This window comes from Stenotrophomonas sp. JAG2, assembly GCF_041080745.1.
GTDB classification, from domain to species: Bacteria; Pseudomonadota; Gammaproteobacteria; order Xanthomonadales; family Xanthomonadaceae; genus Stenotrophomonas; species Stenotrophomonas maltophilia_AA.
The window spans coordinates 16317-37541 of sequence record NZ_JBEUMH010000001.1 but is presented as its reverse complement, the minus strand read 5'-3'; the positions used below and the strand labels follow the sequence as shown (position 1 = coordinate 37541).

At 68.2% G+C, this 21225-nt stretch carries 21 protein-coding genes; 16 read left to right on the top strand and 5 right to left on the bottom strand.

Annotated features, from left to right (window positions below):
- Positions 1–65 precede the first annotated feature (65 nt).
- Complete coding sequence (locus tag AB9O74_RS00195; RefSeq protein WP_176989277.1) at positions 66–407, top strand: ribonuclease E inhibitor RraB; 342 nt, start codon at positions 66–68, stop codon at positions 405–407.
- A 158-nt stretch (positions 408–565) separates the two neighbouring features.
- Here AB9O74_RS00195 and asd read toward each other — a convergent pair whose 3' ends face one another.
- Entirely contained in the window at positions 566–1408 is an 843-nt protein-coding gene (gene asd, locus AB9O74_RS00190) for an archaetidylserine decarboxylase (RefSeq protein WP_176989278.1), read from the bottom strand.
- Positions 1405–2055, bottom strand: coding sequence for an SCO family protein (locus AB9O74_RS00185; protein WP_369348025.1), 651 nt, complete (start codon positions 2053–2055; stop codon positions 1405–1407). Before AB9O74_RS00185 ends, asd begins: the two co-directional genes overlap by 4 nt.
- A 148-nt stretch (positions 2056–2203) precedes the next feature.
- Here AB9O74_RS00185 and prmB point away from each other — a divergent pair, with 148 nt between their 5' ends.
- From prmB to AB9O74_RS00145, 8 genes are all read left to right on the top strand, one after another.
- Positions 2204–3133 (top strand): 50S ribosomal protein L3 N(5)-glutamine methyltransferase, encoded by a 930-nt coding sequence (prmB, locus tag AB9O74_RS00180; RefSeq protein ID WP_369348024.1) that lies wholly within the window; start codon positions 2204–2206, stop codon positions 3131–3133.
- On the top strand, positions 3130–4233 hold the full coding sequence (gene aroC, locus AB9O74_RS00175; RefSeq protein ID WP_176989281.1) for a chorismate synthase: 1104 nt from the start codon (positions 3130–3132) through the stop codon (positions 4231–4233). Before prmB ends, aroC begins: the two co-directional genes overlap by 4 nt.
- Complete coding sequence (locus AB9O74_RS00170) at positions 4226–5281, top strand: 2-hydroxyacid dehydrogenase (RefSeq protein ID WP_369348023.1); 1056 nt, start codon at positions 4226–4228, stop codon at positions 5279–5281. The genes aroC and AB9O74_RS00170 overlap by 8 nt, the downstream gene beginning before the upstream one ends.
- Before the next feature lie 202 nt (positions 5282–5483).
- The gene (locus AB9O74_RS00165) at positions 5484–6509 is read left to right on the top strand and encodes an aspartate-semialdehyde dehydrogenase (RefSeq protein ID WP_319212422.1); all 1026 of its coding nucleotides are present in this window, start codon (positions 5484–5486) and stop codon (positions 6507–6509) included.
- An 88-nt stretch (positions 6510–6597) separates the two neighbouring features.
- A complete protein-coding gene (locus AB9O74_RS00160) occupies positions 6598–8643 on the top strand; it encodes a FimV/HubP family polar landmark protein (RefSeq protein WP_369348022.1) in 2046 nt (681 codons plus the stop codon).
- Positions 8640–9023, top strand: coding sequence for a VOC family protein (locus tag AB9O74_RS00155; RefSeq protein ID WP_369348021.1), 384 nt, complete (start codon positions 8640–8642; stop codon positions 9021–9023). The genes AB9O74_RS00160 and AB9O74_RS00155 overlap by 4 nt, the downstream gene beginning before the upstream one ends.
- A gap of 50 nt (positions 9024–9073) precedes the next feature.
- Positions 9074–9847: a tRNA pseudouridine(38-40) synthase TruA gene (gene truA / locus AB9O74_RS00150; protein ID WP_346491908.1), complete on the top strand. Its 774-nt coding sequence runs from the start codon at positions 9074–9076 to the stop codon at positions 9845–9847.
- Positions 9844–10500 (top strand): phosphoribosylanthranilate isomerase, encoded by a 657-nt coding sequence (locus AB9O74_RS00145; RefSeq protein WP_369348020.1) that lies wholly within the window; start codon positions 9844–9846, stop codon positions 10498–10500. The genes truA and AB9O74_RS00145 overlap by 4 nt, the downstream gene beginning before the upstream one ends.
- 120 nt (positions 10501–10620) lie before the next feature.
- Here the strand turns inward: AB9O74_RS00145 and AB9O74_RS00140 are convergent, their stop codons facing one another.
- Positions 10621–11511, bottom strand: coding sequence for a LysR family transcriptional regulator (locus AB9O74_RS00140; protein ID WP_369348019.1), 891 nt, complete (start codon positions 11509–11511; stop codon positions 10621–10623).
- 95 nt (positions 11512–11606) lie between these two features.
- Between AB9O74_RS00140 and trpB the strand changes: the two genes are divergently transcribed.
- The 5 genes from trpB (at position 11607) to glmM (ending at position 16717) form a co-directional block, all read left to right on the top strand.
- The gene (gene trpB / locus AB9O74_RS00135) at positions 11607–12833 is read left to right on the top strand and encodes a tryptophan synthase subunit beta (RefSeq protein ID WP_176989289.1); all 1227 of its coding nucleotides are present in this window, start codon (positions 11607–11609) and stop codon (positions 12831–12833) included.
- Positions 12830–13528, top strand: a complete 699-nt coding sequence (locus AB9O74_RS00130; protein ID WP_369348018.1) for a hypothetical protein — start codon at positions 12830–12832, stop codon at positions 13526–13528. The genes trpB and AB9O74_RS00130 overlap by 4 nt, the downstream gene beginning before the upstream one ends.
- 1 nt (position 13529) lies before the next feature.
- Positions 13530–14342, top strand: a complete 813-nt coding sequence (gene trpA / locus AB9O74_RS00125; RefSeq protein WP_346489759.1) for a tryptophan synthase subunit alpha — start codon at positions 13530–13532, stop codon at positions 14340–14342.
- Positions 14343–14480: 138 nt separating this feature from the next.
- Complete coding sequence (gene accD, locus AB9O74_RS00120) at positions 14481–15365, top strand: acetyl-CoA carboxylase, carboxyltransferase subunit beta (RefSeq protein ID WP_019182669.1); 885 nt, start codon at positions 14481–14483, stop codon at positions 15363–15365.
- Positions 15365–16717: a phosphoglucosamine mutase gene (gene glmM, locus AB9O74_RS00115; RefSeq protein ID WP_369348017.1), complete on the top strand. Its 1353-nt coding sequence runs from the start codon at positions 15365–15367 to the stop codon at positions 16715–16717. The genes accD and glmM overlap by 1 nt, the downstream gene beginning before the upstream one ends.
- A gap of 72 nt (positions 16718–16789) precedes the next feature.
- Here glmM and AB9O74_RS00110 read toward each other — a convergent pair whose 3' ends face one another.
- Positions 16790–17644 carry a polysaccharide deacetylase family protein gene (locus AB9O74_RS00110; RefSeq protein ID WP_369348016.1) on the bottom strand — a complete coding sequence of 285 codons (855 nt, stop codon included), beginning with the start codon at positions 17642–17644 and terminating at the stop codon, positions 16790–16792.
- Positions 17631–18782: a glycosyltransferase family 4 protein gene (locus tag AB9O74_RS00105; RefSeq protein WP_176989293.1), complete on the bottom strand. Its 1152-nt coding sequence runs from the start codon at positions 18780–18782 to the stop codon at positions 17631–17633. The genes AB9O74_RS00110 and AB9O74_RS00105 overlap by 14 nt, the downstream gene beginning before the upstream one ends.
- A gap of 397 nt (positions 18783–19179) precedes the next feature.
- On the opposite strand from AB9O74_RS00105, the gene AB9O74_RS00100 reads away from it, so the two are divergent.
- Complete coding sequence (locus tag AB9O74_RS00100; RefSeq protein ID WP_346478099.1) at positions 19180–20115, top strand: 2-oxoglutarate and iron-dependent oxygenase domain-containing protein; 936 nt, start codon at positions 19180–19182, stop codon at positions 20113–20115.
- Positions 20116–20465: 350 nt separating this feature from the next.
- Positions 20466–21221 carry a triose-phosphate isomerase gene (gene tpiA / locus AB9O74_RS00095; RefSeq protein ID WP_176989295.1) on the top strand — a complete coding sequence of 252 codons (756 nt, stop codon included), beginning with the start codon at positions 20466–20468 and terminating at the stop codon, positions 21219–21221.
- Positions 21222–21225 lie beyond the last annotated feature (4 nt).

The window sequence follows — 21225 nt, the reverse complement described above, 5'->3', positions numbered from 1 at the left end:
CAGCACATCCATCGCAGCGCCGGCCGTGCCCGGCGCTCACCGCAACACGCATACAGGACAGCAAGATGGATATCACCGCGATCAACGAGATGTTCGCCAACATCCGTGAAAACACCGATTGGGACCTCAACGGCCCGATGCTGTGGGGTTACTTCTTCGTCAACACCACTCCGGAGCCGCTGCACGGCCTGGGCGAGAAGCTGGTCGAGCTCGGCTACACCCTGGTGGAAGTGTTCGAACCGGACCTGGAAGAGGGTGAAGCCCCGTACCACGTGCTGCACGTGGAGCGCGCCGAGGTACACACCGAAGCCTCGCTGGACGCCCGCAACCATGAGCTGCAGGCGCTGGCCGAAGCGAACGGCGTGGAAGACTACGACGGCATGGACGTCGGCCCGGTCGAGATCTGATCGGCGCGATCCGATCGAACCGGACACAACGAAAAACGCCCCGGTTTCCCGGGGCGTTTTTTTGTGGGCGCCGATCGCGCACTTGAACCACCGGTAGTGCCGGCCGCTGGCCGGCTCCCCGGAACACCTGCGATGCCGGCCAGCGGCCGGCACTACCGTTACTTCAGGGTCGCCAGCGCCTGCCCCAGCTGCACCGCATGCTCGGCATCCAGATGCGGCGCGAACTCGGCGACGCCGGGCGGCAGCAGCACGATCACGGTCGAGCCGTAATTGAAGCGCGCCATCTCCGCGAAGCGCTCCAGGGTGATGCCCTTGCCGCGGTAATCCTTGCGCGTGATGGTATCGCCGTAGGCCGGAATCTCCTCGCCGCCCCACACCGTCTCCACGCCGGAGACCAGCAGCGCGCCGACCATCACCGAGACCATCGGGCCAAAGTCCGTATCGAAGTGGCAGACCAGGCGCTCGTTGCGGGCGAACAGTCCCGGCACCTTGTTCACTGCGGCCGGGCCGACACTGAACAACCGCCCCGGCACATGCACGGTCTCGCGCAGGGTGCCGGTCCACGGCATGTGCACGCGGTGGTAATCCTTCGGCGACAGATACACCGTGGCGAACAGGCCGTGGTGGAAGACTTCGGCATCCTTGGCATCGCCCAGCAGTTCGGCGGCGGTGAAGGACTGGCCCTTGGCCTGGAAGATGCGCCCGTCTTCGATCGTGCCCAGCTGGCTGATCCGGCCATCGGCCGGCATCACCAGCGTGCGCGGATCGGCATCGGGCACGCGCGCGCCCGGCTTCAGCGCCCGGGTGAAGAACTGATTGAAGGTCGGGTAGCTGCGCGGGTCCGGATGGGCCGCTTCCGCGAGGTTCACCCCGAACTTCGCGGTCACGGTGTCGATCAGCCAGCGCGAGATCCGCGGGTTGCTGGAATACGCCAGTCTGCGCGCCATGGACGACAGCAGGCGGTGGGGCAGGGCGTAGCTCAGCGTGGTCATCAAACTCATGGGGCGGATTTCTCGGTCAGCAGGTGCAGGTCGCGGGCGATGGCCTGCGCTTGGAAAGGAGGACGGATCAGGCCGGCCAGGCGGCCTTGCGGGTCCAGCACGGCCAGGCTGGCCGAGTGTTCGAGGGTGTAATCCTCGGGATTTTCATCGAAGTGCTTGCCCGGCACCTTCTGGAACACGAAGCCCAGCGAGGTGGCGAAGCGCTCAAGCGACGGCACATCGGCGGTCGCGGCCAGGGTGTCCTTGTGGAAGGCGTGCACGTACTCGCCCAGCCGTGCCGGGGTGTCGCGCTCGGGATCGACCGAAATGAACACCAGCCGCGGGCGCAGCGTCTCCGGCAGGGCTTCCCACTGCTTCTGGGCCTGGGCCAGGTCGGCCAGGGTGGTCGGGCAGACGTCCGGGCAGAAGGTGAAGCCCAGGAACACCAGGGTCCAATGGCCCTTCAGCTCGCCCGGGATCAGGCGGGTGCCGTCGGACTGGCCGAGGTTGAAATCGGGCAACGGGCGCGGTTGCGGATAGAACGTGATCGATTCGGTGGCGGGGCGGTCACCGCCCGGCGCGGGCGCGAAGACCTTCTGCGCCACGACCAGGCCCAGCCCGGCGGCGAGGGCGATCAGCAGGATGATGCCGACATTGCGATTGAACATAAGGGCCCCGTCCCGGAAGTGGCCTCCATGATAGAGGGATGGGGGCGGTGGCGTCCTGTGGGTGGCCCGTCCACCGTTTCGACTGCAACGGATGCCCCGGCCCGCCCCAGCGCCTATAATCGAGGGCCACATTGTCTGTTGCCCCGCCATGACTGCCGAAACGGCCGCCGAACTCCACACGATCATCGATCTGATCCGCTACGGCACCAGCCGTTTCAACGCCGCCGGGCTGACCTTCGGGCACAGCTATGACAACGCCCTGGACGAAGCCACCCAGCTCGTCCTGCACAGCCTGCACCTGCCGCATGACCTCGGCCCGGCCTATGGCCAGGCGCGGCTGCTGCAGGAAGAGAAGGTGCGCGTGCTCGACCTGTTCCAGCGTCGCATCGACGAGCGTGTTCCGGCCGCCTACCTGACCGGTGAGGCCTGGTTCGCCGGCCTGAGCTTCAAGAGCGACACGCGCGCCCTGGTGCCGCGCTCCCCGATCGCCGAGCTGATCGAATGTGGCTTCGAACCCTGGCTGGCCGGCCGCGACGTCCATCGCGCGCTGGACCTGTGCACCGGCTCGGGCTGCATCGCCATCGCCATGGGCCACTACTACCCGAACTGGGAAGTGGACGGTGTCGACCTCAGCGACGAGGCACTGTCGCTGGCCGAAGAGAACAAGGAACGTCTCCAGGCGCACAACGTCACCCTGCTCAAGTCCGACCTGTTCAACGGCCTGACCGGCCGTCACTACGACCTGATCGTCACCAATCCGCCGTACGTCACCAACGACGAGACCGATGCCCTGCCGCGGGAATACTCCTACGAGCCGGACATGGGCCTGCGCGCCGGCGACGATGGCCTGGACCTGGTGCTGAAGATCCTGCGCGACGCCCCGCTGCACCTGAGCGAGGACGGCCTGCTGATCTGTGAAGTGGGCGAGTCCGAACAGCACCTGATCAAGCTGCTGCCGGAAGTCGACTTTGCCTGGGTCGAGTTCAAGGTCGGCCAGATGGGCATCTTCGCGGTCGAGTGCCGTGAACTGATCGCGCACAGCGCCCGCATCACCCAGCTGGCGGCGCAGCGGCCGTGAGTTCCAACAGCTTCGGCAAACTGCTGACCGTCACCACCTTCGGCGAATCGCACGGTCCGGCGATCGGCTGCGTGGTGGACGGCTGTCCGCCGGGGCTGGAGATCAGCGCCGACGAATTCGCCCACGACCTGCAGCGGCGGGCCACCGGCAAGAGCCGGCATACCTCCGCGCGGCGCGAAGCCGATGAGATCGAGATCCTGTCCGGTGTGTACGAAGGCCGTACCACCGGCACCCCGATCGGGCTGCTGATCCGCAATACCGATCAGCGCAGCAAGGATTACACCACCATCGCCCAGCAGTTCCGTCCGGGCCATGCCGACTACAGCTACTGGCAGAAGTACGGCATCCGTGATCCCCGCGGTGGCGGCCGCTCCTCCGCGCGCGAAACCACCATGCGCGTCGCCGCCGGCGTGATCGCCAAGAAGTGGCTGCTGCAGCGTCATGGCGTCACCGTGCGGGGCTACCTCTCGCAGCTGGGCGAGATCACCCCGACCGGCTTCGACTGGTCCGCGGTGGAAGACAACCCGTTCTTCTGGCCGGTCGCCGACCAGGTGCCCGCGCTGGAGAGCTACATGGACGCGCTGCGCAAGTCCGGCGACTCGGTCGGCGCGCGTGTCAACGTCGTGGCCGATGGCGTCCCGCCGGGCTGGGGCGAACCCATCTACGGCAAGCTCGACGGCGATCTGGCTGCGGCGCTGATGAGCATCAACGCGGTCAAGGGCGTGGAGATCGGCGACGGCTTTGCCAGCGCTGCGCAGAAGGGCACCGAACACCGTGACCTGCTGACCCCGCAGGGCTTTGCCAGCAACCATGCCGGCGGCATCCTCGGCGGCATCTCCACCGGCCAGCAGGTCACCGCCTCGATCGTGCTCAAGCCGACCTCGAGCCTGCGACTGCCCGGCGCCACGGTGGACGCCAGCGGCGCCTCGGTGGAGGTGATCACCACCGGCCGTCACGATCCCTGCGTCGGCATCCGCGCCACCCCGATCGCCGAGGCGATGATGGCGCTGGTGCTGATGGACCAGGCGCTGCGCCACCGCGCCCAGTGCGGCGATGTCGGCGAGATCACCCCACGCATCCCGGGCACGATCGATGGCTGATCGGCGCCCCAGGGTCTGGGTCAGCCAGCCGCTGTTCGACGATGTCGTCGATCAGCTCGGGCAGCATTTCGACCTGGCCATGACCGGCGACGTCACCCGCTATACGCCGCAGATGCTGGCCGAACAGCTGGCCCACGTCGACGGCGCGCTGATCACCCTCAACGAACGCATCGGCGCGGCCGAGATCGCCCGTGCGCCGCAGCTGCGTGCGATCGCCAACGTCGGCGTCGGCTACAACAACCTGGATATCGACGCGCTCAGCGCCGCCGGCATCCTGGCCAGCAATACGCCGGATGTGCTGACCGAAACCACCGCCGACCTCGGCTTCGCGCTGTTGATGGCCACCGCACGCCGCATCACCGAATCCGAACGCTGGCTGCGTGACGGCCAGTGGGGGCAGTGGTCGTTCCAGACCATGCTTGGCGCCGACATCCACGGCAGCACGCTGGGCATCCTCGGCATGGGCCGCATCGGCCAGGGCATCGCCCGCCGCGGCGCGCACGGCTTCGGCATGCGCGTGCTGTACCACAACCGTTCGCGGCTGCCCGAGGCCACCGAGGCCGAGGTCGGCGCGCAGTATGTGGATTTGGATACCCTGCTGGCGCAGGCCGATCACCTCGTGCTCGTGCTGCCCTACAACGCGTCCTCGCACCACATCATCGATGCCGATGCACTGGCGAAGATGAAGCCGACCGCCACCCTGGTCAACATCGCCCGCGGTGGCATCGTCGACGAGCTGGCGCTCGCCGATGCGCTGGCCAACGGACGCCTGGCCGCCGCCGGACTGGACGTGTTCGAAGGCGAGCCCACGGTGCGCCCCGAACTGCTCGCCCTGCACAACATCGTGCTGACCCCGCATATCGGCAGCGCCAGCCAGGCCACCCGCCGGGCGATGGTGCAGCTGGCCGTGGACAACCTGACCGCCGCACTGGGGCAGGGCCCGGATGCCGGCCACCCGCCGAGCGCGATCAACGCCGATGCTGTCGCCGCCGCGAAAGCCGGCGGCGCGACCGTGGGCGGCAAAAAAATCGACGACGCAAAACGATAGGGAACCGCGCTGGCCAACAGGCGAGGTTCCCGAACCGGTAGGTACCGACCGTGGGTCGGTGCAGATCTCCAAGGCATGGCAGGTACCGATCGTTGGTCGGCACGCACATTCAACATTCCGGCAGGCATCGACCGTGGGTCGGTACACATCCCCAAACAAGGTAGCTACCGACCGTTGGTCGGTAGACCCAACAGAGGTTCTCATGAGCAATCCAGATCGTCGTTTCCACGTCGCCGTTGTCGGCGCCACCGGTGCTGTCGGTGAAACCATGCTGGCCATCCTGGCCGAGCGCAACTTCCCGATCGCCACGCTGAGCCTGCTCGCGTCCTCGCGTTCGGCCGGTGGCGAGATCGAGTACCAGGGCGAGAAGATCAAGGTCCAGGACCTCAGCACGTTCGATCCGAACGGCGTGGACATCGCGCTGTTCTCCGCCGGTGGCAGCGTCTCCAAGGAGTTCGGTCCGAAGTTCGCCGCCGCCGGTGCGGTGGTGATCGACAACTCGTCGGCCTTCCGCTACGACGATGACGTGCCGCTGGTCGTCTCCGAAGTGAACCCGGAGGCGCTGAAGAACCGCCCGCGCGGCATCATCGCCAATCCGAACTGCTCGACCATGCAGATGCTGGTCGCGCTCGCCCCGCTGCACCGCCAGTACGGCATCGAGCGCATCAACGTGGCCACCTACCAGTCCGTCTCCGGCGGTGGCCGCTCGGCGCTGGAAGAACTCGGCAAGCAGACCGGCCAGCTGCTCAGCTTCCAGGAAATCGACCCGCAGCGCTTCCCGGTGCAGATCGCGTTCAACCTGATCCCGCACATCGATGATTTCCAGGAGAACGGCTACACCAAGGAAGAGATGAAGCTGGTCTGGGAAACCCGCAAGATCCTCGGTGATGACAGCATCCTGGTGAACCCCACCGCCGTGCGCGTGCCCGTGTTCTATGGTCACTCCGAAGCGGTCACCATCGAAACCCGCGACAAGGTCACCCCGGATGCCGCGCGCGAGCTGCTGGCGCGTTCGCCGGGCGTGGAAGTGGTCGACCGGCATGAAGCGGGCGGCTACCCGACCCCGGTCACCCATGCCTCCGGTACCGATGCGGTGTATGTCGGCCGCATCCGCGAGGATCTGTCGCATCCGCGCGGCCTGAACCTGTGGATCGTCTCGGACAACATCCGCAAGGGCGCGGCCCTCAATGCGGTGCAGTTGGCCGAACTGGTTGCTGCCGAAGGCTGATCGCAGGGGTGCCGGCGGCATGGGGATGCCGCCGGCACCCCGCATCGAAACATCGCCGATCACGGGGGGAGCCGCTATATTGGCCGCCATGAAGAACCGGGCTCCGGGCGCAGTGCGTCCGCTCAAGTATGTGTCGACGCTGCTGCTGGCCCTGGCCAGCAGTTCCGCCCTGGCCCTGGGCCTGGGCGATATCCGGGTGCTGTCCAAGCCGGGCCAGCCGCTGCTGGCCGAGATTCCCGTTATTTCCGCCGATCCGGCCGAGCTGGAGAACCTCCGTGTGGCGCTGGCCTCGCCGGCGACCTTCGCCCGGGTCGGGCTGGAACGGCCGTCCGGGCTGGTCAGCGAGCTGCAGTTCGAGTTGACCCGCAATGCGCAGGGTCGCGCCGTGGTGCGCGTCAGCAGCCAGAGCTCGGTGGTGACCCCGTCGCTGAACTTCCTGATCGAAGCCGATTGGGGGCAGGGCCGTCTGATCCGTGAATATTCCGCCCTGGTGGACGCGCCCAACAGCGCGGCCGCCGTGGCCGAGCCGGAGATCGTCGCCCCGGCGGGCGCGATGTCCAATGCCATCATCCGCGAGCCGGCACCGGCGGCTGCGCCTGTCGCCGCGTCGCCGCCGCGCCGTGCAGAGCCGGCTGCCACGCCGCGCCCGGCCGCACCTCGCGCTGCGCCCGCCGCACCGGCTGCCGCCGACGGCAGCGTCACCGTGCAACGGGGACAGACGCTGTCGCAGATCGCCGGTTCGCTGGCGCGCGAGCAGGGCATCAACCGCAACCAGGCAATGATCGCGCTGCTGCGGGCCAATCCCGAAGCCTTCATCCGGGGCAACGTGAACCTGCTCAAGCAGGGCGCCGTGCTGCGCACGCCGGGCGCCGAGGGCGTGGCCGAGATCGATGCACAGCAGGCCGCGGCGATCGTCCGCGAGCACACCGCGCAATGGCGGCAGTCGCGCGCCGCCATCCCGCAACCGGCAGACAGTGGCGTCGCCGCTGCGCCGACACCTGCCACCGCGACCGCGGCAGCGAGCCAGGGCGCGCGCCTGGAAATCGCGCCGGCCGTCGCCGCCGCCGGCACCACCGCAGGCACAACCACCGGCACTGCTGCCGGCACCGAGGGCGACATGCTGGGTAACGAACAACTGCGTCAGGCCAAGGAAGACGTCGCCACCCGCGATGCCGAGATCCAGGAACTGCGCGAGCGCGTGGCCGAGCTGGAAAAGCTCAAGGCCCAGCAGCAGTCGCTGATCGCAATGAAGGACAACGATCTGGCCGCCGCGCAGCAGCGGCTGGAGCAGGCACCCGGGGCGCGCGACAGCGCCAGCGGTGGCTGGTACTGGCTGGGCCTGGTGGTGCTGCTGCTGGTGGTCGGAGGCTGGGCGCTGGTGCGCCGGCGCAAGCCATCGCCATTGCCGCCGCTGTCGCGTGATGGGCTCGATGGCGCCTCGCTGGCGGCGGCCGTGCCGGCCGTCGATCCTGCGGATGCGCTGGCCGCACAGCAGGATGACGCGCACCGTGCGCCTGATGAAGAGGCCATTGCAGAGGCCGACGTCTACGCCGGGCTGCGTCGCGAGCCGGTCTTCGCGCGCGATGCTTCCTCGGACGAAACCGTCCCGCAGGATCGCATCGACGATACGCGCTGGAGCACCTCCGCGACGGACGAGGCGCCGGTGTTGCCGGAGGTCGAGGCAACTGCTGCGTCAGCCTACGGCATCGACGCCGATGCCCAGCATGTGAACGTGGACGACGCGCTGTTCCGCGAACCGGCCCCGCTGATCGAGCCGCCGGCCCACGCGTTGGAAGCTGCGGCGCAGCCGTCGTTCCGCGGTGTGTTCGAGTTCCCGGACGAGTCGGTGACCGCCGAAGAACACGCTTTGGATGCGGGCGACGATCGCGCCGGCCACGATGCTGCGCCGGCCCTCGCCAGCGGAGACGAGACCTCCGACGCTGCCGATCCGGCCGTCGACGAGGCGCCCATCGCGCCGATCGGCAGCCCCGGGCGTGATCGCCTGGAACTGGCCATCGCGTATCTGGACCTGGGGGATGCGGAAACCGCGCGCACCCTGCTGCATGAAGTGGCCGTCGGCGCCGATCCGCACAGCCAGGCCGAAGCGCGCGAACTGCTGGCGCGGCTGGGATGAGCGACGCCCGCCCGGTAGCAGTGCGGGAGCGCCGCTTGGACTACGTGGAGTTCGCCTCGCGCGATCCCGCCGCCAGCCGCCGCTTCTTCGAACAGGTGTTCGGCTGGTCGTTCGTGGATTACGGGCCGGACTACACCGCCTTCGACGACGGTCGCTTCCAGGGCGGGTTCTTCCGTGCCGAGCCGCAGACCGCCTCCGCGGGTGGCGCACCGTTGCTGGTGATCTACGCCGACGACCTGCCGCCCATGCTCGAGGCCGTGCTGGCCCAGGGCGGGCAGGTGGTCAAGCCGGTCTTCGCTTTCCCGGGCGGCAGCCGGTTCCAGTTCCTGGAGCCCGGCGGCAACGAGCTGGCCGTGTGGTCCGAGCGCGACGCCGCCTGATGCACTACCCGGCGCCCGCGCCGGTTCTCCCGAAAACACAGAGGTTCACCATGCGCTACGCACTGGGCGTGGAATACGACGGCAGCGAATTCAAAGGCTGGCAGCAGCTCGGTGAGAGTGGCTGCCCCAGCGTGCAGGCCAGCCTGCAGGAGGCGTTGTCCTCGGTGGCCAATGCGCCGATCCAGGTCGTATGTGCCGGGCGTACCGATGCCGGCGTCCACGGCGAATGCCAGGTCGTGCACTTCGATACCGATGTCGTGCGCGATCCGCGCAGCTGGATGCTGGGGACCACCACCCGCCTGCCACGCTCCATTGCGGTGCGCTGGTGCGTGCCGGTGGCCGACGAGTTCCATGCGCGTTTCGCCGCGCGTGCGCGCCGCTACCGTTATCGCCTGCTCAATCGCCAGGTCCGCCCGGCGCTGTACCGGCAGACCCTGAGCTGGGAGCGCCGGCCGCTGGATGCCGGGCTCATGCATGCGGCCGGCCAGGCCCTGCTCGGTGAGAACGACTTCAGCGCCTTCCGCAGCGTGCAGTGCGAGGCCCTGCACGCACGCCGGAACATGCAGTCGCTCTCTGTGACCCGTCAGGGCGAGGTGGTGGAGGTCGCCGTTCAGGCCAATGCATTCCTTCATCACATGGTGCGCAATATCGTCGGTTCATTGATCCTGGTCGGTTGTGGTGAGCAGCCGGTCGCGTGGATGGGGCAACTGCTGGCCGGGCGCGACCGCACCGTGGCCGGCCCGACCGCTCCGCCACAGGGATTGGTCTTCGTTGGTCCCCTGTACCCCGACAACTGGCAGCTGCCTGCCGAGGTCACCTTATGAGCCGCTCCTTCTACCGCACCCGTATCAAGTTCTGCGGCATGACCCGTGCCGGCGACGTGCGCCTGGCCGGCGAACTCGGCGTGGACGCGGTCGGTTTCATCTTCGCCCGCGAGAGCAAGCGCCGGGTCGCGCCGGCCGAGGCCCGGGCCATGCGCCAGGCGATCGCGCCGATGGTCGACGTGGTGGCCCTGTTCCGCGACAACAGCAAGGAAGAGGTACGCGAGGTGCTGCGCACCGTGCGGCCGACCCTGCTGCAGTTCCATGGCGATGAAGACGAATCGTTCTGCCGCAGCTTCAACATGCCGTACCTGAAGGCCGTGGCGATGGGCGGCAAGGACGAGGTCAATGCCCGCCAGCTGCAGCTGCGTTTCCCGAGTGCGGCCGGCTTCCTGTTCGACAGCCATGCGCCCGGCGGTGGCGGCGGAACCGGCGTGGCCTTCGACTGGACCCGCCTGCCGACCGGCCTGCATCGGCCGTTCCTGTTGGCCGGCGGGATCACCCCGGACAACGTGTTCGACGCGATCGTGGCGACCCTGCCGTGGGGCGTGGATGTGTCCAGCGGCATCGAATCCGAGCCGGGCATCAAGGACGGCTACAAGATGCGCAAGTTCGTGGAAGAAGTCCGCCGCGCCGATTGCCACGAAGCAGATTGATCAGCCGTACCTGCGGGTAGGCCACGACCGTTGGTCGTGATGCGGTAGTGCCGGCCGCTGGCCGGCAACCTGATACATCTGCGGTCCACCGGTAGGCCACGACCGTTGGTCGTGGCGCACTCATCCCTTCAGCTGCGCCTGCAGCCACCCGGCCAGCGCATCCACCCGCGGATCCGCCGCGCCCTCGGGCGTGGCCAGCACCCAGAACCCGCCGGTGGCGCCAAATCCCCAGGGGGCCAGCAGCCGCCCGGCCGCCAGCTCATCGGCCACCAGCGGCTCCGGCGCGATCGCCACGCCGAGCCCGGCGACCGCCGCTTCCAGCAGGTAATACAGATGCTCGAAGCCGCTGCCCAGCTGCAACTGCGCAGGTTCCAGCCCATGCGACAGCGCCCACGCCGGCCACGCCTGCGGGCGTGAAGTGGTGTGCAGCAGCGGTTCGCCCAGCAGCGCGGAAGGCGGTTGATGCCGCAGCCGTGCCGCGGCCGGGTGCTGTGGACTGACCACCACGCCCACACGCTCCGGCGCCAGCTCACGCACCTGCCAGCCGCGCGGCCACGGTGGCTGGGCCAGCAGCAGGACCGCATCCAGACCCTGCTGTTCGGCGGTGAAGCTGCCGTCCTGCGCGGACCAGTGCAGCGGCAGCTGGGGCAGGGCAGTCTGCAGGGCCTGCAGGCGCGGGATCATCCAGCGCGCCAGAATGCTTCCGCTGCAGCCGAGCACCAGCGCTTCGGGCCGCTGTTGGCGCTTGAGGGCCATCACCGCCTCGCGGATCTGCTCGAAGGCGCCCTCGCAGGCGGCCTGCAGATCCTCGCCGGCGCGGGTCAGGCGCAGGCCACGCCCTTCGCGCTGGAACAGCACGACGCCCAGGTGTTCCTCCAGCAGGCGCAGCTGGCGGCTGATCGCGCCGTGGGTGACATGCAGGGCGTCGGCGGCCCGACCGACGCCGCCCAGGCGGGCGGCCGCCTCGAAGCTGCGCAGGGCGTTGAGCGGGGGCAACGGTCCGTCGGTCATGTGAGTTTTCCTGACAGGTCGTAGCAGATATTATCGATATTCCTGTCATGACAGGTGCGTTAAATTGGCAGTCTGTCTCCACCGGCTGTCGCGCTATGTCTGCTTCCCCCGTCTCCCCCATCGTCGATTTCCACGCCTACCCCGATGCCAACGGCCATTTCGGCCGCTACGGCGGGAGTTTCGTCGCCGAGACCCTGATCGGGCCGCTGCAGGAGCTGGCCGCCGCCTATGACGAAGCACGCCGCGATCCGGCCTTCATCGCCGCCTACGACAAGGACCTGACCCATTACGTGGGCCGTCCCAGCCCGATCTACCACGCCGAACGGCTCAGCCAGCAGGTCGGCGGCGCGCAGATCCTGCTCAAGCGCGAAGACCTGAACCACACCGGCGCGCACAAGATCAACAACACCATCGGCCAGGCGCTGCTTGCCGCGCGGATGGGCAAGAAACGCATCATCGCCGAGACCGGCGCCGGCCAGCACGGCGTGGCCAGTGCCACCGTGGCCGCGCGGCTGGGCCTGGAGTGCGTGGTGTACATGGGGGCCACCGACATCGAGCGGCAGAAGATCAATGTCTACCGCATGAAGCTGCTCGGTGCGACGGTGGTGCCGGTCACCTCCGGCTCCGCCACGCTGAAGGATGCGCTCAACGAAGCGATGCGCGACTGGGTCACCAACGTGCGCGACACCTTCTACATCATCGGCACCGTGGCCGGCCCGGACCCGTACCCGCGCATGGTGCGCGATTTCAATGCGATCGTCGGCCGCGAGGCGCGCGCGCAGATGCTCACCGATTACGGCCGCCTGCCCGATGCGATCACCGCCTGCGTGGGCGGTGGCAGCAATGCGATCGGCCTGTTCCATGCGTTCCTCAATGATCGCGACGTGCGCATCGTCGGTGCAGAAGCGGCCGGCGACGGCATCGAGACAGGGCGCCATGCGGCCTCCATCGCGGCCGGTCGCCCGGGCGTGCTGCACGGCAACCGCACCTATGTGATCTGCGACGACGACGGCCAGATCACCGAAACCCACTCGGTCTCGGCCGGCCTGGACTATCCGGGCGTTGGTCCGGAGCACGCCTTCCTGGCCGATGCCGGGCGCGCGGAGTATGTCGGCATCACCGATGACGAAGCCTTGGCGGCGTTCCACCAGCTGGCCCACAGCGAAGGCATCCTGGCCGCGCTGGAGTCCAGCCATGCGGTGGCCCAGGCGATCAAGATCGCGCGCGATCTGCCGCGCGACAAGCTGGTGCTGTGCAATCTGTCCGGGCGTGGCGACAAGGACGTGCACACCATCGCCGCCCGGGAGGGTCTGGTCCTGTGAATCCGCTGCTGCGCCAGGGAAGTGCGCTGCTAATGGTGGTCGGCCTGACCGGATGCACGCCGCCGGACCCGCCGGTGTTGCCGGCCCCCGCGGCACCGCTCGGTGTGGTGGCGCCGGCACGCGAACAGGCCAGCAATGACGATGACATCGCCAACCGGCCGATCGAGGACGCGCCGGCAGCGCCACCGGCCGCCGAGGCAATCGCGGCCGACGCCGCCGTGCCGTCCGTGGTCTCGGTCGCGCTGGATCATGCAGGCGATGTCGTGATCGGGCAGCGGTTCACCGAGCTCGCCGCCGATGGCCCCTGGCATTCGGCCGGCCTGAGCGAGGACGAGCCCGCCGGCGCCTGCGAGTATTACGAGCGGGGCAACCTGCCCGAAGGCGTGTCGATGATGGTCGAGGACGACCACGTGCAGCGCTTCGAGCTGGCCCCGATCGAAGATTCCTACGAGGCCATCACCCAGCCCGGGCCGTTCGGCCTGCGCCTGGGCATGACCCGTGACGAGGCGCTCCAGCGGTTGCCGCCCGGCAGTACGCGCGCACCGCACGCCTATGACCCGGAAACGGGCGAATACCTGACCTGGCAGGACCCCGGTTCGGATCTGGCGATCCGGCTGGAGATCTTCGACGGGGTGATATCGAAGCTGTACTGGGGCGCCAGTGGCGCCGTTGAACTGATTGAAGGATGTGCCTGAGATGTCCGTGGACCGTATCGATGCCTGTTTTGCCCGCCTGCGCGCTGAGCGTCGCAAGGCGCTGATTCCCTTCATCACCGCCGGTGATCCGGGCCTGGATGCCACCGTGCCGGTGATGCACGCACTCGCCGCCGCCGGCGCGGACGTGATCGAGCTCGGGGTGCCGTTCTCCGACCCGATGGCCGACGGCCCGACCATCCAGCGCAGCTCCGAGCGTGCGCTGGCCCGTGGGGCAGGGCTGCGCTATGTACTGGAGACCGTCGCCACGTTCCGCAAGGACGACGCCACCACTCCGGTGGTGCTGATGGGCTACCTCAACCCGATCGAGATCCACGGCACGGCCCGCTTCGCGCAGTCGGCCATCGCCGCCGGCGTGGACGGCATCCTGCTGGTCGACCTGCCGCCGGAGGAGGCCGCCGAAACCCGCGAGATCTTCACCGCCGCCGGCCTGGCGCTGATCCTGCTGGCCTCGCCGACCACGGCCGATGCGCGCCTGGATGCGCTGTCCGCGATGGCACAGGGCTATCTGTACTACGTCAGTTTCGCCGGCGTGACCGGGGCGTCGGATCGCCTGGACAGCAGTGCCGCCAGTGCCCGCCTGCGCGACCTGCGCAGCCGGTCGGCGGTACCGGTGGTGGCTGGCTTCGGCATCAAGGATGCAGCCAGTGCCGCGGCCATGGCCGTGGAGGCCGATGGCGTGGTGGTGGGCAGCGCGCTGGTGGCTGCATTGGGCGAGGCCCCCGATGCCACGGCCGCCGCACAGGCCGCGCAGGCATTCCTCACGCCGCTGCGACGCGCACTCGACGCCGCCTGAAGCACGCAAACGTACGTACCAGAATGGTTTAAGCCAGCCCCCCGGCAACCGCCGGGGGGTGCCCGAGCATGGAAACGGTGAGCTAGACTGTCCGCCTTTGCGGCCCCCGGGCCGCCCTGAACGGAAGTAGCATCCCGCATGAGTTGGCTCAGCAAGTTGATGCCGTCTGGCATCCGCACCGACAACGTCCCCAGCAAGAAGCGCAGCGTCCCCGAGGGCCTGTGGGAGAAGTGCAGCAGCTGCGGCAGCGCGCTCTACCGTCCTGAGCTGGAAGAGAACCTGGAAGTCTGCCCCAAGTGTGGCCATCACATGGCCATCCGCGCGCGCGCGCGCCTGGCCGCGCTGTTCGACGCGGACAGCACCACCGAGATCGGTGCACGCCTGGGCCCGACGGACCTGCTCAAGTTCAAGGACCAGAAAAAGTACAGCGAGCGCATCAAGGCCTCGCAGAAGAACACGGGCGAGTACGACGCCCTGATCGCCATGCAGGGCTTGATGAAGGGTCGCCCGCTGGTCGCCTCGGCCTTCGATTTCGCCTTCATGGGCGGCTCGATGGGCTCGGTGGTCGGTGAACGCTTCTCGCTGGCCGCGGAAAAGGCGCTGGAGATCGGCGCTCCTTACGTGTGCTTCTCCGCCAGTGGCGGCGCGCGCATGCAGGAAGGCCTGTTCTCGCTGATGCAGATGGCGAAGACCTCGGCCGCGCTGGGGCGCCTGCGCGACGCCGGCCTGCCGTACATCTCGGTGCTGACCCACCCGACCACCGGCGGCGTGTCGGCCTCGTTCGCGATGCTGGGTGATATCAACATCGCCGAGCCGCAGGCGCTGATCGGCTTCGCCGGACCGCGCGTGATCGAACAGACCGTGCGCGAAAAGCTGCCGGAAGGCTTCCAGCGCTCGGAGTTCCTGCTCGAGCACGGCGCGATCGACCAGATCTGCGACCGCCGCGAAATGCGTGATCGTCTGTCCGAGATCCTGGCCATGCTGGCGCGCCAGCCGGCGCCCGCACCGGATGCGGCCGCCTGATGGCCTCGCGCAAGTACTTCGGCACCGATGGCATCCGCGGCAAGGTCGGTGAAGGCGTCATCTCCGCCGATTTCGTGCTGCGCCTGGGCAATGCGCTCGGGCGCGCGCTGACCGAGCGCAACGGGCGCCGCCCGGTGGTGGTGATCGGCAAGGACACGCGCATCTCCGGCTACATGTTCGAAGCCGCACTCGAGGCCGGGCTGGTGGCGGCCGGTGCCGATGTGCAGCTGCTCGGCCCGATGCCGACCCCGGCGGTGGCGTTCCTCACCCGCACCCTCGGTGCGGATGCGGGCATCGTCATCAGCGCCTCGCACAACCCGCACTACGACAACGGCATCAAGTTCTTCTCCGCCGATGGCGAGAAGCTGGATGACGCCACCGAGCTGGCGCTGGAAGCTGCGCTCGATGCACCGTTCACTACCGTCGAGTCCGAGCGGCTGGGCAAGGCCATGCGCGCGCGCGATGCGGTCGGCCGCTACATCGAGTTCTGCAAGGCCAGCGTGCCGCGCGGCTTCGACCTGCGTGGCCTGAAGATCGTGCTCGACTGCGCGCACGGTGCCACCTACCACGTCGCCCCGCTGCTGTTCCGCGAGATGGGCGCCGAGGTGATCAGCATCGGTGATGCGCCCAACGGCCTGAACATCAACGATGGCGTCGGCTCGATGCACATCGACAATCTGGCCGAGAAGGTCCGCGAGGTCGGCGCCGATTTCGGCATCGCTTTCGACGGCGACGGCGATCGCGTGCTGATGGCCGACGACCACGGCAACCCGGTCGACGGCGATGACCTGCTGTTCGTGCTGGCCCAGGCCTGGCAACGCAGCGGTCGCCTGCATGGTCCGGTGGTCGGTACGCTGATGACCAACTTCGGTCTGGAGCAGGCGCTGGAGCGGTTGAACATCCCGTTCCAGCGCAGCAACGTTGGCGACCGTTACGTGCATCAGGCGCTGGTGGAAAACAACGGCGTGCTCGGTGGCGAAGCCTCCGGCCATCTGCTCTGCCTGGATCGCGCCACCACCGGTGATGCGGTGGTCAGCGCGCTGCAGGTGCTGGAGGTGCTGCGTCGCGACGGCACCTCCCTGCGCGAGGTGCTGTCGGTGCTCAACAAGGTGCCGCAGAAGACCGTCAACGTGCGTCTGCAGGGCGCTGCCAAGGCGACCGTGCAGGCCGAGAGCGTGCAGGCCGCGCTGGTGGCCGCGCAGCAGGCGGTGAAGGGGCGCGGCCGTGCGTTCCTGCGCCCCTCCGGCACCGAGCCGGTGGTGCGCGTCACCGTCGAAGCGGACAGCGCCGAGCTGATGCAGGCCACGCTGGACAGCCTGTCCGCGGCGGTGAAGGCGGCGGCTGCGGCCTGAGCCGGCGGAAACACGGCTGAATCGAAAACGCCCCGGGAGACCGGGGCGTTTTCGTTGCGGATCCGCTGCGGGTCAGGGCCCTGCCACCATCTTCTTTTTCTTCGCCTTGAAACGGTTGAACAGCGGCGCGATCAGCGGGTGGTAGCTGTAGGCGATGCGCTTGCGCAGCCAGCGGGCAGGACGGTCGCGGATCGCGAACCGGTAGATGTGCTCCGGATCGCCCCCGACCACGTTGCGGCCGAACGGGTGGGTCGTGTGCAGGTACTTGAAGCCCTGCGCCCGCGCGATCTGCACATAGTCCTCGTCGAAATCGCCGTACGGCCAGCACAGCGTGTCCGATACGTCGCCCAGCTGTTGCCGGAGCACGTCGCGTGCCACCGACAGGTCGCCGCTGATGCCCTGGCGCTTGTGTTCGCGGGAGATGTCCTGCTTGAGCCAGCGCGTATGCGTGTGTGTGTGGCAGTGCACCTCGAAGGTGCCGGCGGCGATCATCTCGCGCGCTTCGCTCCAGCGCATCATGACGTCGTCGGGGCGGTTCTCCTGCAGGATGGCCGCCTCGCAGCCGCGATGGTCCGGCGTCGCGGGCAGGGTGGCGCCGGGCTGCCCGGCATGCGGGCGGACTTCGCCTTCGCCCATCCAGCCGGTGACCACGAACACCACCGCGTGCATCCCGTACCGCGCCAGGATCGGGTGCGCGTACACCCAGTTGTCCAGGTAGCCGTCATCGAAGGTGATCACGATCGACTTGGCCGGCGTCGGCTTGCCGGCAAGGAAACCGGCGTACTGGTCCAGGGTCAGCGAGGTCCAGCCGTTGGCTGCCAGCCAGGCGATCTGGCTTTCGAAGTTCTCCGGCGAGACCGTGATCATCCCCGGCGACGGGGAGACGTGGTGGTGCATCAGCACCGGGACGGATCTAGCGTTGGCCATGGCCCAGTTCCTTCAACCACTGGTGGTAATAGTATTCGGTCGCTTCAGTGTGACCGGTCGGGGTGAAGCGGTGGGCGCTGCGCATCCATTCCCAGCCGGCCAGCCCCATCTGCTCGCGTCGGTCGGGCTGTTCGATCAGGGTGCGCAGCGCGCCGGTCAGCGCGGCCTGGTCGCCCAGTGGCGCAAGCAGGGCATTGCTGCCCTCCACCACCATTTCCGGGACCCCGCCGACACGCGTGGCGACGATCGGCACACCCACGTACGCCGCCTCGAGAAACACCGTGCCGGCCGCTTCCTTGTGGGTGGCGAGGGCGAAGATATCGAAGGCGGTCATCAACCGGCAAGCACCCTGGCGGTAGCCGAGCAGGTGGACCTGCGCGGTGATGCCGAGCTGCTCGCGCAGGGCGATCAGGCGCTCCATCACCGGCTGGCCGTCGCCCACGATCACCAGCTGCACGCGCGGATCGGCGCGGCACAGTGGGGCGATCGCCTGCAGCAGCTCGAGGTGGCCCTTGGGCTCGCGCAGCACGGCGACGCAGCCGACCACGATCTGGTCGTCGCCGAAGCCCAGTTCGGCGCGCGTTTCCGCACGGGTGTCCTGCCGGCACTGCCACGGATCGCGCTTGGCGATCTGCGACCACTGCGGCGGCACCGCGATCGGCGGGACGATCCCCACGTGCGCGTCGTCGATGCCGCGGCTGACCATCAGCTTCTTGACGAAGCTGCTCACCGTCATCACCCGGTGGGGCAGGCCGGTGTAGGTCAGCAGCGAGTTGATCGGGCTCATCAGGTGGCGCGAGCGCACCACCAGTGGCGTACCCCCGAGCCGGGCGCCGGCCGCGGCGATCAGGCTGTCGCGGCGGCTGGTGGTGTTCACCACGTGGTAGCCATGGCGGCGCACCAGGCGCGACACCGACCAGATCCCGCGCAGCATGCGCAGCAGGCCGCCCATCTTCAGCGCGTGGACGGTGAAGCCGGCCTCGCGTGCCATCTCACCCAGGCGGGCGTCGGGCTGGCACAGCAGGGAGACGTCGTGGCCGCGGTCGCGCATGGCCAGCATGTGGCGGTAGATGTAGATCTCCTGCCCGCCAAATCCCTTGGCAGCCTCGGTATGGAGAATTTTCAGTGGAACGTTCATCGGTGGACAGTCCATGTGTGGAAACGCGCCCGCGGGATGCGCGGGCGGCCGTCGTCATTGCCTGCGGGATCGCGCCAGCGCATCCCATGCGCTGTGCGGTGCCGTGGGTGGAAGGTCGTGCGGGGGCCGCGGCCACGCGCGCGGCCCTGCCGGCGTGGGGCAGCGCAACGCCGTCGGCGATGAGGGGGAGGGCAGGGCAACCATGGGGCGGACCGGGCGACGCAAGGAGAAAAGGGGGCGGCGCGTAAGCGTCGCCGGTGGCCCGTTGTGGCCGTCCGGGCGCGCGCATTGTATCGGTTTGTATCAATGTATCGGTGGCGGGGATAGCCCGATCTGGCACAATGTTCAGCCGGGCCACAGCTGGCCCACCGACCACCATGAACAAGCAGGAATCGCTGTGAGCCAGATCCCCACCCTCGACATCACCCGTTTTGACACCGACCGCGACGCGTTCGTGGCCGAGCTGGGTGCGGCCTACCGCGAATGGGGCTTTGCTGGCATCCGCAACCACGGCATTCCGCAGGCCGACATCGACGCCGCGTATGAGGTCTTCAAGGCCTTCTTCGCGCTGCCGGAAGAGACCAAGCGCCAGTACCACGTGCCCGGCAGCGGCGGCGCGCGCGGCTACACCGCCTTCGGCGTGGAGACCGCCAAGGGCTCCCAGCACTTCGATCTGAAGGAGTTCTGGCATATCGGCCGTGAGATTCCGGACGACTCCAAGTACCGTGACGTGATGGCCCCGAACCTGTGGCCGAGCGAGGTTCCGGGCTTCCGTGAGCGTGGCTACGGCATCTACCAGGCCCTGGACAAGCTGGGTTCGCGCGTCCTGTCGGCGCTGGCCCTGCATATTGGTCTGCCGGAGGATTTCTTCGCGGACAAGACCAACAACGGCAATTCGATCCTGCGCCCGATCCACTACCCGCCGATCACCGCGGAGAACATCCCGAACGTGCGCGCCGGTGCCCATGGCGACATCAACTTCATCACCCTGCTGGTCGGCGCCAGTGCGGCCGGGCTGGAAGTGCAGTCCCGCGAGGGCAAGTGGGTGCCCTTCACCTCGGACGCGGACACCATCGTGGTCAATATCGGCGACATGCTGCAGCGCCTGACCAACCATGTGTATCCGTCCACGATCCACCGCGTGGTCAATCCTCCGGGTGAGCAGGCGCGCCAGCCGCGCTATTCGGTGCCGTTCTTCCTGCACCCGAACCCGGATTTCCTGATCGACGTGCTGCCGACCTGCATCACCCCGGAAAACCCGAGCCGCTACCCGGAGCCGATCACCGCCCACGGCTTCCTGGAAGAGCGCCTGCGCGAGATCAAGCTGAAATAAGCCACGAAGGCCGCCGAAAGGCGGCCTTCTTCATTCCGAGTAGTGCCGGCCGCTGGCCGGCTCCACGCAATGCTGGCCTCGCCGCATTCGGCTATTCGCTCTGTTTGGCGGCGCTCGCCCCCGAGAGATTCTCGCCGGAGGGCAAGGGCAGGGCCAGTGCCCAGACCCATCGCGTCCTGGTCGTGCCACGCCCCCCAGCCCGGGCACGTCCACCGGCCCCGACGCCCTTGCTTCTAACTTGCGGCCGCAGCGAAAAATAAATATCCAATTGAAATGTAAGCGTTTTCCCGCCCACGCCATTTCGTTGCATCCGTTATCATGGCCGGCTGATACCCAAAGGAGCCATCGCCATGCGCCGCAAGATCGTCGCCGGTAACTGGAAGCTGCACGGCAGCCGCCAATTCGCCACCGACCTGGTCAGTGACCTGGTCGCCGACCTCCCGCTGCAGGGCGTCGAAGTCGTGGTCCTCCCGCCGCTCCCGTACCTGGGCGAACTGGTCGAAGCCTTCGAAGGCCGCGCCGTCGCCTTCGGCTCCCAGGATGTCAGCAGCAACGAAAAGGGCGCCTACACCGGCGAAGTCTCGGCCACCATGCTGGCCGAAGTCGGCGCCCGCTATGGCCTGGTCGGTCACTCCGAGCGCCGCCAGTACCATGCGGAAAGCAGCGAACTGGTGGCGCGCAAGTTCGCCGCCGCCCTGCATGCCGGCCTGACGCCCATCCTGTGCGTGGGGGAAACACTCGAGCAGCGCGAGGCCCATCAGACCGAGGCGGTCATCGCGGCCCAGCTCGCCCCGGTGCTGGAGCTGGTCGGCGCCGCCGGCTTCGCCCAGGCCGTGATTGCCTACGAGCCGGTCTGGGCCATCGGTACCGGCCGGACCGCCTCCAAGGAGCAGGCCCAGCAGGTCCACGCGTTCATCCGTGGCGAAGTGGCCAAGCTCGATGCTAGAATTGCGGATTCACTGTCGATCCTCTATGGCGGCAGCGTGAAGCCCGACAACGCCGCGGAACTGTTCGCACAGCCCGATGTCGATGGTGGGCTGGTGGGCGGCGCCTCGCTGGTGGCCGCGGACTTCCTTGCCATCGCTGCCGCGGCGGCGGGGCGCTAATTAG

Excerpts from the sequence above, each read along its gene's own strand:
- AB9O74_RS00195 (WP_176989277.1), top strand. The coding sequence starts at position 66 with ATGGATATCACCGCGATCAACGAGATGTTCGCCAACATCCGTGAAAAC.
- asd (WP_176989278.1), bottom strand. The coding sequence starts at position 1,408 with ATGAGTTTGATGACCACGCTGAGCTACGCCCTGCCCCACCGCCTGCTG.
- AB9O74_RS00185 (WP_369348025.1), bottom strand. The coding sequence starts at position 2,055 with ATGTTCAATCGCAATGTCGGCATCATCCTGCTGATCGCCCTCGCCGCC.
- prmB (WP_369348024.1), top strand. The coding sequence starts at position 2,204 with ATGACTGCCGAAACGGCCGCCGAACTCCACACGATCATCGATCTGATC.
- AB9O74_RS00170 (WP_369348023.1), top strand. The coding sequence starts at position 4,226 with ATGGCTGATCGGCGCCCCAGGGTCTGGGTCAGCCAGCCGCTGTTCGAC.
- AB9O74_RS00165 (WP_319212422.1), top strand. The coding sequence starts at position 5,484 with ATGAGCAATCCAGATCGTCGTTTCCACGTCGCCGTTGTCGGCGCCACC.
- AB9O74_RS00160 (WP_369348022.1), top strand. The coding sequence starts at position 6,598 with ATGAAGAACCGGGCTCCGGGCGCAGTGCGTCCGCTCAAGTATGTGTCG.
- AB9O74_RS00155 (WP_369348021.1), top strand. The coding sequence starts at position 8,640 with ATGAGCGACGCCCGCCCGGTAGCAGTGCGGGAGCGCCGCTTGGACTAC.
- truA (WP_346491908.1), top strand. The coding sequence starts at position 9,074 with ATGCGCTACGCACTGGGCGTGGAATACGACGGCAGCGAATTCAAAGGC.
- AB9O74_RS00145 (WP_369348020.1), top strand. The coding sequence starts at position 9,844 with ATGAGCCGCTCCTTCTACCGCACCCGTATCAAGTTCTGCGGCATGACC.
- AB9O74_RS00140 (WP_369348019.1), bottom strand. The coding sequence starts at position 11,511 with ATGACCGACGGACCGTTGCCCCCGCTCAACGCCCTGCGCAGCTTCGAG.
- trpB (WP_176989289.1), top strand. The coding sequence starts at position 11,607 with ATGTCTGCTTCCCCCGTCTCCCCCATCGTCGATTTCCACGCCTACCCC.
- trpA (WP_346489759.1), top strand. The coding sequence starts at position 13,530 with ATGTCCGTGGACCGTATCGATGCCTGTTTTGCCCGCCTGCGCGCTGAG.
- accD (WP_019182669.1), top strand. The coding sequence starts at position 14,481 with ATGAGTTGGCTCAGCAAGTTGATGCCGTCTGGCATCCGCACCGACAAC.
- glmM (WP_369348017.1), top strand. The coding sequence starts at position 15,365 with ATGGCCTCGCGCAAGTACTTCGGCACCGATGGCATCCGCGGCAAGGTC.
- AB9O74_RS00110 (WP_369348016.1), bottom strand. The coding sequence starts at position 17,644 with ATGGCCAACGCTAGATCCGTCCCGGTGCTGATGCACCACCACGTCTCC.
- AB9O74_RS00105 (WP_176989293.1), bottom strand. The coding sequence starts at position 18,782 with ATGAACGTTCCACTGAAAATTCTCCATACCGAGGCTGCCAAGGGATTT.
- tpiA (WP_176989295.1), top strand. The coding sequence starts at position 20,466 with ATGCGCCGCAAGATCGTCGCCGGTAACTGGAAGCTGCACGGCAGCCGC.